The following is a 16,840-nucleotide window of genomic DNA, read 5'->3' as shown; positions in this document are numbered from 1 at the left end:
TCCTTCCCTCCCTTCTTATGAGCGGTCCCGGAGCGAACGGCCTGTGAGCTGCAGAAACAGCGTCTCCAGATCCGGCTCAATCCGGGTCAATTTACTCAGTCCAATCCCATGCTTATGCAAAATAAACAGCAGATCCTGCAGCGCCGTCGCGGACTCCTCAAGCACAACCTGGAGTGTACGCGGCTGGGTTTCCTCGGCTGATTTGATGCGGGGATGCCGGGCGATTTCTGCCATGGCTTCCTCTGTTATCCGGTCCACTTCCAGAATCAGCTGTTCGTCCTGGCCCATCTGCCTGCGCAGCTCTTCCTTTGTTCCCGATACGATAAGCCGGCCCCGGTCCATAATGCCGACTCTTGTGCTGATGGCTTCGACCTCTTCCATGTAATGGCTCGTATAAATAATGGTAGAACCCAGTTTATTGAGGGTACGGACCGACTCCAGAATATGATTGCGGGACTGGGGATCGATCCCCACTGTCGGCTCATCCATAATAATCAGCTTCGGACGGTGCATAATGGCGCAGGCGATATTGAGTCTTCGCTTCATCCCGCCCGAGAATGTGCCCGGCTTGGCTTTGGCCTTATCCTGAAGCCCGACAAACTCAAGAGCTTCGGCTACCCTCTCCCGCAGCAGCTTGCCTCCCAGACCGTACAATCTGGCAAAAAAGGTTACATTCTCGGCAGCTGTCAGAGAATCGTAGATCGCCAGATCCTGCGGTACAAGTCCGATCCGCCGTTTGACTTCCAGCGGGGCCTTCCGGACAGAGTAGCCTTCAACCGTAATATCTCCGCCGTCAACGGACAGAAGTCCCGACAGCATATGGATCGACGTACTTTTGCCGGCGCCGTTGGGGCCAAGCAGCCCGAAGATTTCACCTTCATGAATGGCAAGCGACAAATGGTTGACAGAAAGCGTCGTATCATATTTCTTAACGACTTCCTTAAAATGGACTAAGCTCATCGTGTATCCCCTCTCCATTATTCCTCATAGCTTTATTGTAAAGGCTGCTGGCTCAAGGCGCAGGTCAATAAAGTCATGAAACCAAGATGACGAAAGTCATTTTCTTCCGTTCGCCCTGCCTGATTGTGGCAAACCTTATGCTATAATGAAAGAACTGAATACGCCGGAGGCGCTTGTCGAATGTCGCAGCTGCTGCAATGGTTAAGATATTTGTTGCTCTTTGTTCCCGCAATCGTAACCTTGTTGACCGTGCAGGTCGAATCCCCGAGCTGGTTCACCCTATATGTGCTGCTGGGCCTCTTGATTCTGAGAGTCGGGGAGCTCTACCCTGAGGCCGCTAAATGGATGATGGCTGCCGAGCTCATCGGGTTCAGCTTGCTTGCATACGAGACGCAGGGTCTTATGTTCATGCTTCTGTACTCCAGCTTAATCGCTGTTTTTGTCAAATTCCGCTCGCCTCAGGCAATGTCCTTTGCCGTTGTGCTTGGTGCGGCGCTGCTCGGTATATGCATGCAGCACCGGCCGCTCGAACTTATCTGGACGGCATTGATATTGTGGTTTGCAATAGCTGCCGTTCTCCATACCGCCAGCAGAATGGCCGATAAGCGGCAGTATGTGGAATCGCTTTATAACGAGCTCAACCGCAGTCACGAGGAGCTGGAGCAGGCGCGCAGACGCCTGGAGGAATATGGCGCCCAAATCGGACAATATGCGCAGTCCGAGGAACGCAGCCGGATCGCTACGGATATCCACGATGATCTGGGACATCGCCTGATCCGTCAGAAAATGATGATGGAGGCGGCCTTGCAAGTATATGAAAAGCAGCCGGAACGGGCGTATACGCTGTTTGGGCAAATCCGCGATCAGATGGAAGACAGCATGGAGCGGATGCGGCGGACCGTCCGCCGCCTGTCTCCCGCTGATTCCCGGGATACACGGCAATACGCACTGGATCAGCTAATCGCCGATGCGGGCAGAGAGCTGGGAATAACCGTGACCTTTACCGTAGAGGGTCAGCCGCAGCCGATGTATCCCAGCATGGAATATGTACTTTTCCGCAACGCCCAGGAGGCCATAACGAATGCTGTGCGGCATGGCGCGGCGAGAACCGTGAATGTCAATCTGGATTACAGGCGGCATGAGATCGCATTGACGGTTGCTAATGACGGCTTCCTGCCTGAGGAACCGATCACGCAGGGGCTTGGTTTTAGGGGTATGAAGGAGCGTATCGTGATGCTTGGCGGCAGCCTCGACATCTCGACAGCTCCTGCTTTTGCCATAACGACCATACTCCCTCTCTCAGGCGCCGTTCGTCAAACCCTAACAACACGGAGGGATTATCCTTGATAAAAGTGTTAATCGTCGATGACGATCCATTTATCCGCGAAAGCCTGCAGGTGATTCTTGATCTTGATCCCGAGCTCACTGTTGCCGGTACCTGTCCGGATGGCCATGCTGCCTTCCAGTATGCAGGCGAACATCCCGTTGACGTTGTGTTGATGGACATCCGGATGCCCGTCTGCGACGGCGTGGAGGGGACGCGCAAGCTGAAATCGCTGCCGCTTCCTCCCGCGGTGCTTATCCTGACCACCTTTGACGATGATCAATATATTATTGAGGCGCTGCGAAGCGGCGCCAATGGGTATTTGCTGAAAAATGTGCCGCCAAGCCGGATCGTTTCCAGCATCAAGACCGTTCATGAAGGCTCCCTGCTGGTGCATCCCGACATCGCCCGCAAGCTTGCCGGTCTTGTCGGCACCGGATCGCTGCCCTCCCCGCAAGCTTCGGAAGAAGCGGAGGCTCTCCGCCAGAAGCAGCTCGCAGACATGGGTCTGACACCAGCTGAGCGGCATGTCGTGCAGCTCATCGCGGAGGGAAAATCCAACAAGGAAATAGCGGCCGTATTGTTTTTTAGCGAGGGTACCGTCAAAAATTATATTTCCGTTATTCTCGGCAAGCTGGAGCTGCGCGATCGCACGCAGATTGCAATATTTTACTTGAAGATGTAACGTGGTAGGGGCAGCAGGTTAAGCCGTGGCCCGTCTTACGGTTACAGTTGAAGCATAAAGAAAGGGACGATGAATCGTGACAGAGCAGCAGATTATGACCTTTGACGGCTTTACAGCCGAAGATTTTGACGTATTCGAAATTCCGGGACTGGAAGCCCGCATGGAGGCGCTAATCGAGCATGTCAGGCCCAAGCTCCATCAGCTCGGCGAACGCCTCTCCCCCGTATTAAGCGGGCTGTGCGGCGAGACGATCTACCCTCATGTGGCCAAGCATGCCAGACGAACCATTAACCCGCCCATTGATACATGGGTCGCTTTTGCAGCGAACAAGCGCGGCTACAAGGCCCATCCCCATTTTCAAATCGGCCTGTTCAACTCCCATATGTTCGTGCAGTTTGCGATTATTTATGAATCCGACAATAAATCGGTTTTTGCGGAACATGCGCTCAAGCAGCTCGACGATATTATGAAGCATATCCCCGCCGAGTATGTCTGGTCGGGCGATCATATGATTCCCGGAGGCGACAAGCAGGGAGAGCTCGGACGGGACGGCCTGATCAAGCTGCTGGAGCGGGTGCGGACGGTTAAAGCATCCGAGGCGCTGTGCGGCATTATCATCGATCGTGAAGATCCTTTGCTGAGGGATGGCGAAGCCTTCATCGAAAAAACCATTGAGACCTTCAAGACCGTCCTGCCGCTGTACAAAATGGCGCTTTAACTTGAGCGTATCGCCATAGAACAATGACAAAACCCCCAAATCACGTTTAGCTGTGATTTGGGGGTTCGTGCTTGTGCCCGTTTTATAGACGTATTGATTATGCTGCCTGCCGGGCCTCTGCGCCAACACGCTGGCGCTTCGATTTGCGGAAGAAAAACAATTCATAAATGCACGGAACAATGATGAGCGTCAGCAGCGTCGCAGCCGCCAAGCCGCCGATAACCACGATCGCGAGACTCTGGGAGACGATGCTTCCGCTCTCCGATGAGCCGAATACGAGCGGCAGCATCGCGGAAATCGTTGCGATTGCGGTCATGATGATCGGGCGCATCCGCGTAGCCGCCGCTTCGATAAGCGCCTCGCGAATGGTCATCCGCTCTTCATTCTGCTTCACGCGGTCAATCAGTACGATGGCATTGGTAACGACAATGCCGATCAGCATCAGCACTCCGAACATGGCTGTGAAATCCGGCGTCACATTGGCGACCAGCAGCCCGACGACCGCTCCGATTGCCGCCAGAGGCAGCGAGCACATGATGGCGAGCGGCGCACGCAGGGTTTTGAACGTTATGACCATGATCAGATAAACAATTCCGATGGCAATCATCATAATAATGCCCAGATCCACGAAGTCGTCGGATTGATCCGCGGATGCGCCGCCGACCGTGAACTTCACGTTATCCGGCGCTTTCAGCGCATTCAACTTATCGGTGATCGTTTTACCGACGACAGACAGCTGAGCCGGTTCAACATCAGCCGTCACCCGGATGTACAGCTTGCCGTCCTTATGGTAGAACACGCTGGACTGCTCGCTCTTCGTCAGCTCCGCTACCGACGACACCGCAGCAGGTCCTTGAGCGGTCATGATCGTCAGCTTGCTCAAATCCGTTTGTGATTTGGGATCGACCGCCGGCTGCAGGATCACATTGGTTTGGCGGTTTTCGATCATCACTGTCCCGAGCGGTATCGGATTGAGCAGCCCTTGAAGCTGCGAAGCGATCTCCTGTCCTTTGGCTTTGGCCGGATCAAGCTTGAAGGTATAAACCGATTTCTTCTCTTCTTCATTGGACTTGACTTTAACGACGTCTTTGACCGGTTTAATCGCCGCCATAACCTGCCCGGCCCCTTCGGCAATCAATGCCGGATCTTCGCCGGTAATGTCCACCAGAATCTGCGTGGAGCTTCCGCCGCTCATAAAGTCGGAAGCACCCGCGGTCATTTCCGCTCCCTTATACTCGGGCCGCAAGCTCTTGAGATCCTCAATCAGCTTCTCGGCATCTGCGCCTTCCTTCATATCGACCAGATAAGTGACCAGCGTCGGCGAGGAAACACTGCCGTATTGGGCATTCTCCGCGCTGTTTCCGTTGGACATCATGACCCAGTCAATGTCGCTGCGGTCATTCATATAGGCTTCCAGCTTGCGGCCAGCCGTAATGACTTGATCATGCGGCGTTTCGCTTGGATATTCCAGCGTTACATTAACGTTCGCCGCGTTCGAGGAATCGATGGCTCCCTTGGGCATCGACATATAGGCGGCCACTGAGCCGACCAGGAGCACGACCGCGATGAGCAGCGGCACCCATTTATGCTGCAGATTCCAGGCCAGGAAGCCGGAGAATCGCTCCGAGCCCTCATGCTCCTTCATCTTCGTGCCGCGCAGAAGCACGGCGCTAAGCAGCGGCACTACCGTCAAGGCCACGAGAAGCGAAGCCAGGAGCGAGTACGCTACCGTGAGTGCAAACGGCAGCAGGAAGCTTTGAAGCGACCCGCGCAGTAATCCCATCGGCAGGAAAACGGCTACCGTGACGAGGGTGGAGGATGTAATGGCCGTTGCGACTTCCTTGGTGGCATCGGTAATCAAGCTAACCGAGAAATTTTCTTTTTGTATGCGCCTGTATATATTCTCGATGACTACAATACTGTCATCCACCAGGCGTCCCACAGCCACGGCCACGCCGCCAAGGGTAATAATATTAAGGGTTACGCCCGACAGGCTGAGCAAATACAGCGTGATGCCGAGCGACAGCGGGATCGATACGATCGTCACGAGGGTAGCGCGAAAATTCCTCATGAACAGCAGAATCACAATTGTAGCGAATAATGCTCCGAGCAGCACCTCGCGCATCATCGAGTTGACCGAGTGGACGACCTGCTCTGAGGTGCTTAGCAGCACTTTTGCATCAATCCCCTGCATCTCGTTGTTCAGGCGCTCGGTTGTGGCTGCGATCTCATCACCGACCTTAACCGCATTGGCATTGGCTGTTTTGGAGATGGTGAGCGTCAGCACATCTTTGCCGTCGACGCTTGTGATGCTGTCCTGCTGATTCGCCATTTTCACCTCGGCCACATCGCCAAGGGTGACGCCTTCCGCTACAGGAAGCTTGCGCAAGGTTTCCAGATCATTGATGCTGGCTTCAACATTAATATTGCCGGATGCGCCGTCAATCGTTTTCTCTCCGACCGACGAAGCAGCGCCACGTCCTTCAAGAACGCCCATCAGAGCTTGAAACGGAATGCCTTTCTCCGTCAGCTTCGCATTGACCGGCACAATGGACACGCTTGGTGTGGATTTGCCCCCAAGCGATACCTGGCCGGCGCCATCGATCTTCTTGTATTCATTGATAATATCCTTCTCCGCCTGATCCCGCCGGGCATCAGTCATGGCGCCATCGAAGCCGATTGTCACCCAGGATATGGGGATCATCGAGGTGTTGAACTGAACCACGAACGGCCTGCCTACCCGCTCCGGAAGCTGAACAGCGGCAACTGCCTGCTCTACCTCGGTTTTGGATTCCTTCATATCCGTCTTGGAATCAAAGGACAAATCGATTTTTGAATACCCGTTTCCGGATGAGGAGGTCATACCGCTTTTTCCCTTGATGAACTGCAAGGCATCCTCAAGCTTTCCGGTAACCTGCGTTTCCATTGATTTGGCGTCGTAACCCGGCCCGATCGCCGCGATCGATACCATGGGATTGTCCGCCTCCGGCAGAAATTCCATCGGCAGCCGATAATAGCTCACCACCCCCATCACTAGAGCCATAAGCACGACAAGCTTCATCGCCGCTTTGTTGTTAAACGCCCATTTCGTTATCCACTGCATCCTTCCTAAACCCCTCTCAAAGTTACGGTTCACTTTTCATAAACTCCTTGCTAAAGCTTACTGGATGAAGGCTTAGCCCAAAAACGTCTAAAGGCCAGTTTTTTCCCCCGCCTGAAGGCTGAACTGCTGTACGGCCCAAGGTGGATCATAGCCCCTAAAAATTTACATGATTCATACACAGATTTAATAGAGCGCTGATGTTGACGGTCTACAATAAATAAAGTCATAAGCAAGGAGGTGAATAATAGATGTATTATGAAGAGGATCGTGTACCGTTCGATGAGCCGGATCAAGTGACCGAGGAGAAAACGAAAGAAAATAAGGACGACAAAGAAGCCATTGTCTAACGGACAGTGCTTTTTTTATTTCTTTCAATAAGAGTGATTACTCACTTTACAAAATCATCAAACGAGAGGTATGATGAATGTGAGTAATCACTCATTTCATTGAAGGAGAGTGTCTTATGACAGTTGAATCCTCTTCCCTTTCCGGCGGCGTGCCTGCAGTGGAGCTGAGCCATGTTTTTCGCCGCTTCGGCAAAAGAACTGTGCTTGACGGCATTACAATGACCGTTGAACCCGGCGAGCTGTTCGGCCTGCTCGGCCCGTCAGGCTCCGGCAAGACGACCCTTGTGAAGCTCATTACCGGCATTGACAAAGCAGACGAAGGCTCCGTAAGGATGCTCGGGCAGCCGATGCCCCGGCTGTCCATGCTGCAGCGCTTCGGCTACATGGCGCAGTCCGATGCGCTTTATAATGAGCTGACCGCCAGGGAAAATCTCGTCTTCTTCGCGTCGCTGTATGGCCTTCGCGGCACTCACAGGAACAACCGCATTCGGGAAGCGATGACAATCGTCAATCTTCTCGATGATTTGAACAAACCGGTTGCCGCCTATTCCGGCGGGATGAAGCGGCGTTTGTCGCTCGCGATTTCGCTGCTTCACGAGCCTGAGCTGCTCGTTCTCGATGAACCGACTGTCGGCATCGATCCCGTGCTGCGGCAGTCCATTTGGCGGGAGCTTACCGCTATGCGGGGGCGCGGGACCACGATTATTCTGACCACCCATGTCATGGATGAAGCCGAGAAATGCGACCGTCTCGCTCTTATCCGTGACGGGAAGCTGACTGCAGTGGATACGCCTGAAGCCATCAAAGGCAGAACGGGAAGCCAAACTATTGAGCAGGCCTTCATAGCTCTTGGCGGAGGTGCGAAGCCATGAAGATACGCGCACTTGCCATTCGGATTATCCGCCAATTTCTGCGGGATAAACGCACGCTGGCCCTGCTGTTCGTTGCGCCGCTGCTTATTCTGGTGCTGATGAAGCTGGTCTTTAACGGCCAGACTGTCCAGCCCCAGCTCGGAACGCTGCATATCCCCCAGCAGCTTGCTGCACAGCTTGCGGCTGCGGATGCCCATGTAACCGTTTATGAGGATATGGCATCCGCCGAGTCAGCGCTGGAAGATGGCGAGCTCGATGCCATTCTGGATTGGCAGGAAGGCAAGCCTTCCCTGCGCCTGGAGGGAAGCGATCCTTCCGAGAGCCGGACGGTGCTTTTCCTGCTGCAGCAAGCGGTCCAGACTGCGGACCCTTCACTGCAACCGGCAGTTTCCTATCTGCATGGCAGATCTGATATGTCCTCCTTCGATTCTTTCGGACCCGTGCTGATCGGCTTCTTCTCCTTCTTCTTTGTTTTTCTGCTGGCCGGTGTATCCTTCCTGCGGGAGAGAACAAGCGGCACCCTGGAAAGGCTGCTTGCCACGCCGATCCGCCGTTCCGAAATTGTCATCGGCTATTTGGCCGGATTCGGATTATTCACTTTGCTCCAAGCGGCCCTCATCGCCTGGTTCGCCATCGATGTGCTGGGACTGTATATGGACGGTTCCATCTGGCTTGTGCTGCTGATGAATCTGCTGCTGTCGCTGACGGCCCTGACACTCGGCATCCTGTTATCCTCCTTTGCCGGGAGCGAGTTCCAGATTATTCAGTTTATACCGCTCGTTATTGTGCCGCAGGTGTTCTTCTCCGGCCTGTTCAATCTGGATGCCATGGCTCCCTGGCTGCAAAAGCTGAGCTATATCATGCCGCTCTATTACGGTGCGGACGCGATGCGCGGAATTATGATCCGCGGTGCAGGCTGGTCCGATATTCAGCTTGATGTGTACGTGCTGCTTGGCTTCTCCATTTTGTTTGTCCTGCTGAACGTTCAGGCGCTGCGCAAGCACCGGGCCATTTAACAAACCTGTCCTGCTGTGATATGATCGGACTTGATCATGGAACAGCTGTTCCGACTTCATTTCTGGCTTTGAGGAGTTGTCCGTACGATGAAAGAGACGATGGAGCAATGGTTTGCGGAGCTGGAGAAAAGCGAGGCTGAAGCGGTAAAAATGACCGAGAAGCAGTCCAAAATCCTGCAGGCAGCCATTGAGGTTTTTGCCGAGAAAGGCTTCGCGGCGGCTTCCACGAATGAGATTGCGCAGCGTGCCGGTGTTGCAGAGGGTACGATTTTTCGCCATTACAAGACCAAAAAGGATCTGCTTCTGTCCATTGTCGCTCCGGTTATGACGAAGCTCATCGCCCCTTTTGTGCTGCGCGACTTCAATAAGGTGCTCGATGTGGATTATGACCGGTATGAGCTATTCCTGCGCGCAGTGATCGCCAACCGGATCGAGTTTCTGCGCAACCATATGAATGTGTTCAAAATATTGATTCAGGAAATTCCGTTCCACCCCGAGCTTCAAGAGCAATTCCGCAAAAATATATTGAGCAAGGTACTCGAGCGGATGAATCTGATCGTGGACAAATTCAAATCCAGGGGGCAACTGATGGAAATCCCCAACTTAACGGTGATTCGTCTGACGATGTCCGCGATTATCGGGTACGTCATCACGAGGGCTTATAATGAAAACCGTGAGGATGCGGGCTGGGACGACGAGTTTGAGCGCGAAGAAACCATTTCGTTTATCATTCGGGGATTGAGCATAAAATAAAACAAAGACGCTCCTCCGGCCTATACCGGGGGAGCGTCTTTTGCTGGAACATTCTTGGGCTGGGCCATCCGGAACCGCAGCAGAAGCAGCAGTGCCGCGAGAGACAGGAGTCCTCCTGCCAAATAAGGCAGCTTCAGATCAACCGTGAACAGGAAAGCGCCGAATAATGGCCCGATAATCCGGCCCAGGCTGTCCATGGAGGAGCTAAGCCCTGACGCGACACCTTGTCCGACTGTTGTCTTCTGTGTAATCAGCGAGGTTACGCAGGGGCGGATCAACGCGTTGCCGATGCCGAAGATGGCCAGATAGACCGTTGCCGACACCAGGGAATGCGACGTGATCAGCAGCAGAAAGCCGACTGCGGAAATCACCAGACCCGCGGCAATATATTTGGGCTCTTCCCCTTTGCGGATCCGTCTGCGGACCACACCGCCCTGGATGAGCGCCCCGACCAGACCGCATACCAGGAACATAATGCCGACCTGCAGCGGCGTGACATTAAAGCGTTCCATGCCGAAAAGCTGCAGAGTCGCCTCAAGTCCCGCAAGCGACAGAGAAACGAGCAGGGCGAGCAGATACAAATATTTCACCGATCCCGTGAAGGCGCTCCAGCGGGAAGGCTTATGTTCGCCGGCAAGAAGCCGCAGATCGGGCGTCAAGGATTCCGGCAGCTTGGTCACCGCGAGCATGAACGTCACCAGAGAAAGACCCGCCGCTGCAAAAAACGGCGTATTATCCGAAACCAGGCTGAGAAGCCCACCCACGCCAGGTCCAATTGTAAATCCAAGGCCGATGGACATGCCCACAAGCCCCATGCCGCGTGTCCGTTGATCCGGAGGCGTAATATCGGCAACATACGCGACAATAACGGATGTCACCGCTCCGGAGAAGATTCCACCGAGCACCCGGGAAGCATACATAAGCGGCAGGCTGCCGTCCGCGATTCCGAATACGAGGAAGCTGGCCGCGAAGCCCAATACGCCAATCAGAATGACCGGTCGTCTGCCGATACGGTCGGACATGCCTCCCCAAAGAGGAGATACAAGGAACGACACGGCCGAATAGACTGACAGCATCATGCCCGTGTGGAACTCGACCGACTCGGGGCTGGTTTCCTTGACCAGCTCAGGCAGGACAGGAATAATAATGCCAAAGCCGATGAACGTTGTGATAAGCATAAGCATGACGATTAAGAGTCGTTTGTCCTTCATTCATTAATTCCCTCCACATCATCATCGTACCACAACTTCTGAGCGTCTTGTTATGAACAAATGAAGAACAAAAAGCAGCAGCATCACGATCCCGCTCAGTAAAAATGGAGAATGCGGACCCAGCTTATCCCACAGCTTCCCGGACATAATGCTGCCGAACACCATCCCCAGGCCTTCGATGGTGAGGAAGAAGCCCCAAACCGCGCCGCGCTCCGATTTTGGTATGGCCTGCGCAATGAGCGTATTCCAGGCTGGAATAATAAAGGCATAGCCCGCCCCCACAAAGGCCACGATAATCAAAACAAGAGGAAGCATCCGTGTATATCCGAGAGTGGGCAGCGAGATCGCCGCCGTTATAAATCCGACATGCAAAAACCATTTGGTCCCGAAGCGGTCGACCCACTTGCCGACCGGAATCAGCCCCAGCACGGTTACAGCCCCGCCTGCGATGAGGTACAGGCTGTACTGCTGCGGGGTCAGATGCAGCACGGTCCGGGCATACAGCGTCAGGATCGGGGTGAGCAGCCCCAGCGCAAAATTTTGCATAAACATGGCGGGATACAGCAGCTTGCTTGCATGCAGGGAACTGCGCACCTTGGCGAGGTAACGTCTTGTTCTTTCCGCCATGCCCAGCGATTGCTTCTCCTTTAATTCCGCTGTTGCCTCTGGAGCGGTCCTTCCTTCAATTTCATGCGATTTGCGTCTGCCCGGCAGGAACAGTGCGACGACGACGACGACGCTCATCATCCCGATCAGCAGCCTGAAGGCGGGATGAAACGAATGCGCGATGAAGAAATTGATGACAATCGGCCCGCAGCCAACACCAGTCAGCCATGCCATGTATACCACGCTCATAATCGTTCCGCTTGCTTCATTTCCGGCTACAGCCGTTGCTCCGGTTATTACACAGGGCCACAGCGGGGACGTTCCGATGCCAAGCAGCAGGCAGGCCAATATAATCCAGAATACATGGCCGCTGGACAAAGATATAATAGCGACAGAGATGAAGGTCAGCAATACGCCAAACAGCATTACATAACGATAGCCGATTCGATCGATGATCCAGCCCAGAGGACTTCGGAATGCATTGTCTCCTATGTATTGCAGGGCCAGCGCCCAACCGACCGCATAGACTGACAAGCCCAGAACCGTACCCATATAGACGGGCAGGATCGACACCAGCAGTGCGCCCTTCACGAATTCGACAAGGTACATGATAATAAGCAGCTGAACGACAAACGGCGATTTGAGCACCTTTTTGCCCGCCCATGATTTCGCGATTTCCATGGTGTTTCCCCTTTCCGGCTGCAGCAGTCCATTACGCTTTCGGATTTCCCGAAAAACATGCTTGCAATCCCCCCTGTTTTTGCTATACTCAACCTTGTTTGTACGATACCTGACGAAAGGGTGGAATGAAAGTACATGAATCATACTCGGACACCGCTGTTCAGCGCACTGCGCAGCCATGCGGCTCAAAACCCTGTTCAATTCCACATTCCCGGACATAAAAAGGGCCTTGGAAGCGATCCCGAATTCCGGGCATTTATTGGCGATAATGCGTTATCCATCGACCTTATAAATATTGCGCCGCTTGATGATCTGCATCAGCCGACCGGAGTTATTGAAGAAGCGCAAATTCTCGCTGCCGATGCTTTCGGAGCCGATTATACCTTTTTTTCGGTACAAGGAACAAGCGGCGCCATTATGACGATGATTTTATCCGTCTGCGCCCCTGGCGACAAAATCATCGTGCCGCGAAATGTGCACAAATCGATTATGTCAGCCATCATATTTGCCGGCGCACGGCCCGTATTTATCTCTCCTGCCCGTGATGCGAACCTCGGGATCGACCACGGGATTACGACAAGCGCGGTCAAACGGGCGCTTGAGCGCCATCCGGATTCCAAAGCGGTACTCGTTATTAACCCGACTTATTACGGCATATGCGCAGATCTTCAGGAAATTGTCGAGCTCGTCCACCGCTATGACATTCCTGTGCTGGTCGATGAAGCGCATGGCGTCCTGATTCATTTTAATGAGAAGCTCCCGATGTCGGCTATGCAGGCAGGCGCGGATATGGCGGCGACAAGCGTGCATAAGCTGGGCGGCTCCATGACCCAGAGCTCCGTGCTGAATGTGCGCAAGGGCAGGATCAATCCGCAGCGGGTTCAGACCATAATCAGTATGCTGACAACCACATCAACTTCCTATATTCTGCTCGCTTCCCTGGACACATCAAGACGCCATCTGGCGCTCAATGGCCATGAGATTGCCGAGAAGGCGGTCGGTCTGGCTCAGTTCGCGCGCGAAGAGATCAACCGCATGGATGGGCTGTACTGCTTAGGCAACGAAATTCTTGGCGGAGAAGCGACCTTCGACTACGATCCGACCAAGCTGACCATTCACGTCAGGCATCTGGGCATTACCGGTTATGAAACAGAGAACTGGCTGCGCGAGCATTATAACCTTGAAGTTGAATTAAGCGATATGTATAACATCCTTGCCCTTGTAACGCCAGGAGATACACAGGAATCGATCGATATCCTGATAACTGCTCTTCGGGATCTGGCTCAATCTCATTATCAGCTGAACGAAGCCAAGGAGCTGGTAGTCAAAATACCTGAGATTCCCCAGCTCTCGCTTACTCCGCGCGATGCGTTCTATGCGCAGACGGAAGTGATCCCGTTCAAGGAATCGGCAGGGCGTATTATTGCCGAATTTATCTATGTTTATCCGCCAGGCATTCCAATTCTGCTCCCGGGCGAGGTCATCTCCCAGCCTAATATTGACTATATTATCGATCACGTCGAGGTTGGACTGCCTGTCAAGGGACCGGAGGATCGCAGCATCGAATTCGTGAAGGTAATTGTCGAGGAAACCGCGATTTCATAGTCCAGACTCAAAAGACCGCTTCCCCGGCGTCATCGTCGATGGGAAGCGGTCTTTATTGATTCAGGCTTGAATGGAATCCGTCAGCACCTGCTGCAAAAATTGAAGCGTTCTTCCATAAGCGTCCCTCGCTGCATCCACATGATAAGAAGGACGGGTATCATTGAAAAAAGCATGCTGGGCTCCGTCATAGATATGATATTCGAACGCCACGCCGGCTTTCTCTGCAGCTTCCGCGAATTCCGGTACGGCGCTTGTAATCCGATTATCCAATTCGCCGTAAAAACCGGTGACTGGACACTGAATTTCAGGAATACTCTCCGGGGGAGGCGCACTTCCATAGAAGATAACTGCTCCCCGAAGCTCCGGATCAAGCGCTGCCAGCCGGCCAGACAATGTGCCTCCCAGGCAGAACCCCATGGAAGCTACCCCTCTTCCATACGAATACTCATACGTATCCCTCAGCCATGCGGAGGTAGCTGCGACCTGGCGGATGAAATCCGGAAGCATGCCGCCTGTGTTAAAAACTTTGCCCAGCGTGCTCTCTATCTGATCGCGTTTTTGTACCGGCAGACTGGCCAGCGCAGCTTGACGCTGCTCCGGGTCGGCCCACTGGGCAGGCTTAATCGTGTTGTGAAACAGCTTGGCTTCATCGATTCGATCCTGCTCGAAGCCTGCCTGTCTGAACCCGTCCTTGCTGAACAAATCCGGCGCAAATGCCACATAACCGGCCTTGGCGATACGCCGCGTCACATCCTGGATATGCCCGTCGACTCCCCATATTTCCTGCAGCACAATGACAGACGGGAGCGGTTCCCGCACATCCGCCATCCTTGCCACATAACCGCTGTATTCCCCGTTTTCACCGTATCTGATCCATTCCGTTTCGACGCTCATAACTGAAATCCTCCTCTTCATTCAAAAGAGATACTTCCCATGATCGCAAACAGTCCTCTATGCAATATTGTCATTCTCAAACCCTAATGCTATGATATTGAAGGGGGTGGGCAAACAATGAGTCAGAGCGCTTACATTAAATTTGTAGACGGTTCCATTGTACAGCAGTTGAGCCTTGATGAAGTGAAAGAACATCTCGCACGTTATCAGGAACAAACCGCTCTAACAGGTCAGCAGCTGGGCTGGGACTACTCCGAAGCAGCATTCCCTTACACGGTTGAGACAAAACCCGGCGAGGAGCAGCGTTGGTTCTATTTGAAAGGTACAAATCCGTTATATTATTATATTTTATTCGGTGTCGGATCGCAAAATCAAGGTGAACGCGAAATCCACTATGTCCAGGTGGTCCTTCCGGAAGGTGCTACACATGGCGACAAAGCCAAGGGCAATGAGCTGTGCAAATATTTGGCCAAGCATCTGAAAGCGGAATTAATGATGTTCAACGGCCGCACCATCTATTATAATCCGCGCAAATAGCTTCAAGATATACATAGCCAGACTGGGCGTGCAGCCCCATGGTACAGCTAAAACTCCGGCAGCCTATGGTGGGTTACCGGAGTTTTAATGGTGCTATTATGATGTCTTAAGCCTCAGGCTCATTCTCGCGTTCGGCAATTTCCTCATAAATGCGCGTCACGCGATCCCATTCGGCATCATCTTCAATTCCAACGAGAAAAGCTTCTCCATTCTCTTCTTCAATTCGGAAAATCACGCCATCAGCTTCAGGATCGTTGCGGTCCAGAAGCACAGCATATACTTGCTCTTCAGACTCGAAGGTATAGACCATGACCATTTCACGTTCTTTGCCTTCTTCATCCGTCACAAGAAAGACATGCTCTTCGTGGTCGTGATCGCAGTCTTCTCCATGTACATGTTCGCCGTTATTATGTTCATGCTCGCTCATTGGATACCCTCATTTCAATTCATGATACCTTTCCTTCGTATCGTAACATGGATGACAAGTTATGGTCAAACAAAAACGCCCCTGCTCAAGAGAAGCAAAGGCGCTGTTCCATTATGGGTTTTTGGCAGTAATTGTCTTTTCTGATAGGAGATTCCACTCGTCATTGCCGTCGGTTTTCATGAAAAATCTGATCGTATATTTGCCTGCTGTATCGAAGGAATAATTAACATCCTCTGTCCGATACCAGAAATTATCTTTGTCGATAGATTTGTTCTCCGATTGAATGATTTTCTCGGTTCCGCTTGGATCAAATATCGATACCTTCACAGCGGTTCCCGTGGTGAGCAAATTATCGATCTGTGCAAATACCTTGAAAGTAATTCGATTGCCCTTTACCACATTGCCGAAAATGGTGTTGTCCTGCTGAAATAGAAACATGTGGACGTTAGGCTTGTACACGGTAACCTTCTTTGCTCCTTCGTCCCAAATAACGAGCGCTTGAAGCGTGTTGGCTATCTGGCGAACGGATATGAATGATTTGCCGTCCATAAACATTCCAGCGTCATCCAACTCAGAACCGTTCACGATTACCCGTACCTTCTGTGCTGCCGAATCGGCAAACAGCATGGTACCGCCCCACAATGACATCACCAGCAGCAAGATGAGAAGCTTTCTAAACTTCATGACATAAACCTCCATCACTTTGTCTGGATGTATGGTTATACTCACCAATTCGTCCAAAGTTGCGCCAATTCCAAAAATTTTTCAGGTAAGATTTCGGTAAGCTTATAGTTATACACTAATGAAAGATTCCCCGGGAAATAAACCCAGGGAAATCATTCCTTAAACATATGCTCTGGTTAAAATGCAGGGTACGCCTTTACCGACCGCACCAGGGGTTTTCATGGCCGCCCAATAGCGCAATCCGCGCGCGCAGGGTGTTTTGCATACTGCGCATGTATCAGAAAGAACAAGCTTCATTACAGTTTGTTTTTTGTCGGAAGCCGATGGCGTTTTCTTTTTGGCAACTTTGCTTTTTGACATGACTGCTGCACCTGCCTTCACAGTAGCGATTCCTTCATCGTTATCATATGAAGATCG

At 52.7% G+C, this 16,840-nt stretch carries 16 protein-coding genes; 8 read left to right on the top strand and 8 right to left on the bottom strand.

Annotated features, from left to right (window positions below; translation table 11 throughout):
• Positions 1 to 15: 15 nt before the first annotated feature.
• Complete coding sequence (locus AC0YOB_RS12835) at positions 16 to 960, bottom strand: ABC transporter ATP-binding protein (RefSeq protein WP_210042060.1); 945 nt, start codon at positions 958 to 960, stop codon at positions 16 to 18.
• A gap of 180 nt (positions 961 to 1,140) precedes the next feature.
• Between AC0YOB_RS12835 and AC0YOB_RS12830 the strand changes: the two genes are divergently transcribed.
• The 3 genes from AC0YOB_RS12830 (at position 1,141) to AC0YOB_RS12820 (ending at position 3,687) form a co-directional block, all read left to right on the top strand.
• On the top strand, positions 1,141 to 2,307 hold the full coding sequence (locus AC0YOB_RS12830) for a sensor histidine kinase (RefSeq protein ID WP_475793151.1): 1,167 nt from the start codon (positions 1,141 to 1,143) through the stop codon (positions 2,305 to 2,307).
• On the top strand, positions 2,304 to 2,969 hold the full coding sequence (locus tag AC0YOB_RS12825; protein ID WP_475793150.1) for a response regulator transcription factor: 666 nt from the start codon (positions 2,304 to 2,306) through the stop codon (positions 2,967 to 2,969). Before AC0YOB_RS12830 ends, AC0YOB_RS12825 begins: the two co-directional genes overlap by 4 nt.
• A 94-nt stretch (positions 2,970 to 3,063) precedes the next feature.
• The gene (locus AC0YOB_RS12820; protein ID WP_475793556.1) at positions 3,064 to 3,687 is read left to right on the top strand and encodes a YktB family protein; all 624 of its coding nucleotides are present in this window, start codon (positions 3,064 to 3,066) and stop codon (positions 3,685 to 3,687) included.
• Between the two features lie 97 nt (positions 3,688 to 3,784).
• Here AC0YOB_RS12820 and AC0YOB_RS12815 read toward each other — a convergent pair whose 3' ends face one another.
• The gene (locus tag AC0YOB_RS12815; protein ID WP_475793149.1) at positions 3,785 to 6,790 is read right to left on the bottom strand and encodes an efflux RND transporter permease subunit; all 3,006 of its coding nucleotides are present in this window, start codon (positions 6,788 to 6,790) and stop codon (positions 3,785 to 3,787) included.
• A gap of 463 nt (positions 6,791 to 7,253) precedes the next feature.
• Between AC0YOB_RS12815 and AC0YOB_RS12810 the strand changes: the two genes are divergently transcribed.
• The 3 genes from AC0YOB_RS12810 to AC0YOB_RS12800 all read left to right on the top strand — a co-directional run bounded on the left by AC0YOB_RS12810 (position 7,254) and on the right by AC0YOB_RS12800 (position 9,778).
• A complete protein-coding gene (locus tag AC0YOB_RS12810; protein WP_475793148.1) occupies positions 7,254 to 8,009 on the top strand; it encodes an ABC transporter ATP-binding protein in 756 nt (251 codons plus the stop codon).
• Positions 8,006 to 9,025, top strand: coding sequence for an ABC transporter permease (locus AC0YOB_RS12805; RefSeq protein ID WP_475793147.1), 1,020 nt, complete (start codon positions 8,006 to 8,008; stop codon positions 9,023 to 9,025). The genes AC0YOB_RS12810 and AC0YOB_RS12805 overlap by 4 nt, the downstream gene beginning before the upstream one ends.
• 87 nt (positions 9,026 to 9,112) lie before the next feature.
• Positions 9,113 to 9,778 carry a TetR/AcrR family transcriptional regulator gene (locus AC0YOB_RS12800; RefSeq protein WP_210042069.1) on the top strand — a complete coding sequence of 222 codons (666 nt, stop codon included), beginning with the start codon at positions 9,113 to 9,115 and terminating at the stop codon, positions 9,776 to 9,778.
• Positions 9,779 to 9,798: 20 nt separating this feature from the next.
• Here the strand turns inward: AC0YOB_RS12800 and AC0YOB_RS12795 are convergent, their stop codons facing one another.
• On the bottom strand, positions 9,799 to 10,989 hold the full coding sequence (locus tag AC0YOB_RS12795; RefSeq protein WP_210042071.1) for an MFS transporter: 1,191 nt from the start codon (positions 10,987 to 10,989) through the stop codon (positions 9,799 to 9,801).
• Positions 10,990 to 11,010: 21 nt separating this feature from the next.
• The gene (locus tag AC0YOB_RS12790; protein WP_475793146.1) at positions 11,011 to 12,276 is read right to left on the bottom strand and encodes an MFS transporter; all 1,266 of its coding nucleotides are present in this window, start codon (positions 12,274 to 12,276) and stop codon (positions 11,011 to 11,013) included.
• Positions 12,277 to 12,411: 135 nt separating this feature from the next.
• Between AC0YOB_RS12790 and AC0YOB_RS12785 the strand changes: the two genes are divergently transcribed.
• Positions 12,412 to 13,881 (top strand): aminotransferase class I/II-fold pyridoxal phosphate-dependent enzyme, encoded by a 1,470-nt coding sequence (locus AC0YOB_RS12785; RefSeq protein ID WP_475793145.1) that lies wholly within the window; start codon positions 12,412 to 12,414, stop codon positions 13,879 to 13,881.
• A gap of 60 nt (positions 13,882 to 13,941) precedes the next feature.
• On the opposite strand, the gene AC0YOB_RS12780 is transcribed toward AC0YOB_RS12785, so the two are convergent.
• The gene (locus AC0YOB_RS12780) at positions 13,942 to 14,775 is read right to left on the bottom strand and encodes a dienelactone hydrolase family protein (protein WP_475793144.1); all 834 of its coding nucleotides are present in this window, start codon (positions 14,773 to 14,775) and stop codon (positions 13,942 to 13,944) included.
• A gap of 117 nt (positions 14,776 to 14,892) precedes the next feature.
• Here AC0YOB_RS12780 and AC0YOB_RS12775 point away from each other — a divergent pair, with 117 nt between their 5' ends.
• Entirely contained in the window at positions 14,893 to 15,312 is a 420-nt protein-coding gene (locus tag AC0YOB_RS12775; protein WP_475793143.1) for a DUF1885 family protein, read from the top strand.
• Positions 15,313 to 15,418: 106 nt separating this feature from the next.
• On the opposite strand, the gene AC0YOB_RS12770 is transcribed toward AC0YOB_RS12775, so the two are convergent.
• The 3 genes from AC0YOB_RS12770 to AC0YOB_RS12760 all read right to left on the bottom strand — a co-directional run bounded on the left by AC0YOB_RS12770 (position 15,419) and on the right by AC0YOB_RS12760 (position 16,783).
• Positions 15,419 to 15,739 carry a DUF1292 domain-containing protein gene (locus AC0YOB_RS12770; RefSeq protein WP_210042088.1) on the bottom strand — a complete coding sequence of 107 codons (321 nt, stop codon included), beginning with the start codon at positions 15,737 to 15,739 and terminating at the stop codon, positions 15,419 to 15,421.
• 111 nt (positions 15,740 to 15,850) lie between these two features.
• On the bottom strand, positions 15,851 to 16,423 hold the full coding sequence (locus tag AC0YOB_RS12765) for a stalk domain-containing protein (RefSeq protein WP_475786424.1): 573 nt from the start codon (positions 16,421 to 16,423) through the stop codon (positions 15,851 to 15,853).
• 159 nt (positions 16,424 to 16,582) lie between these two features.
• Complete coding sequence (locus tag AC0YOB_RS12760) at positions 16,583 to 16,783, bottom strand: hypothetical protein (protein ID WP_475793142.1); 201 nt, start codon at positions 16,781 to 16,783, stop codon at positions 16,583 to 16,585.
• Positions 16,784 to 16,840 lie beyond the last annotated feature (57 nt).

The organism is Paenibacillus sp. JT31N17, from assembly GCF_056269255.1.
This window is presented reverse-complemented; position numbering and strand designations above follow the sequence as displayed.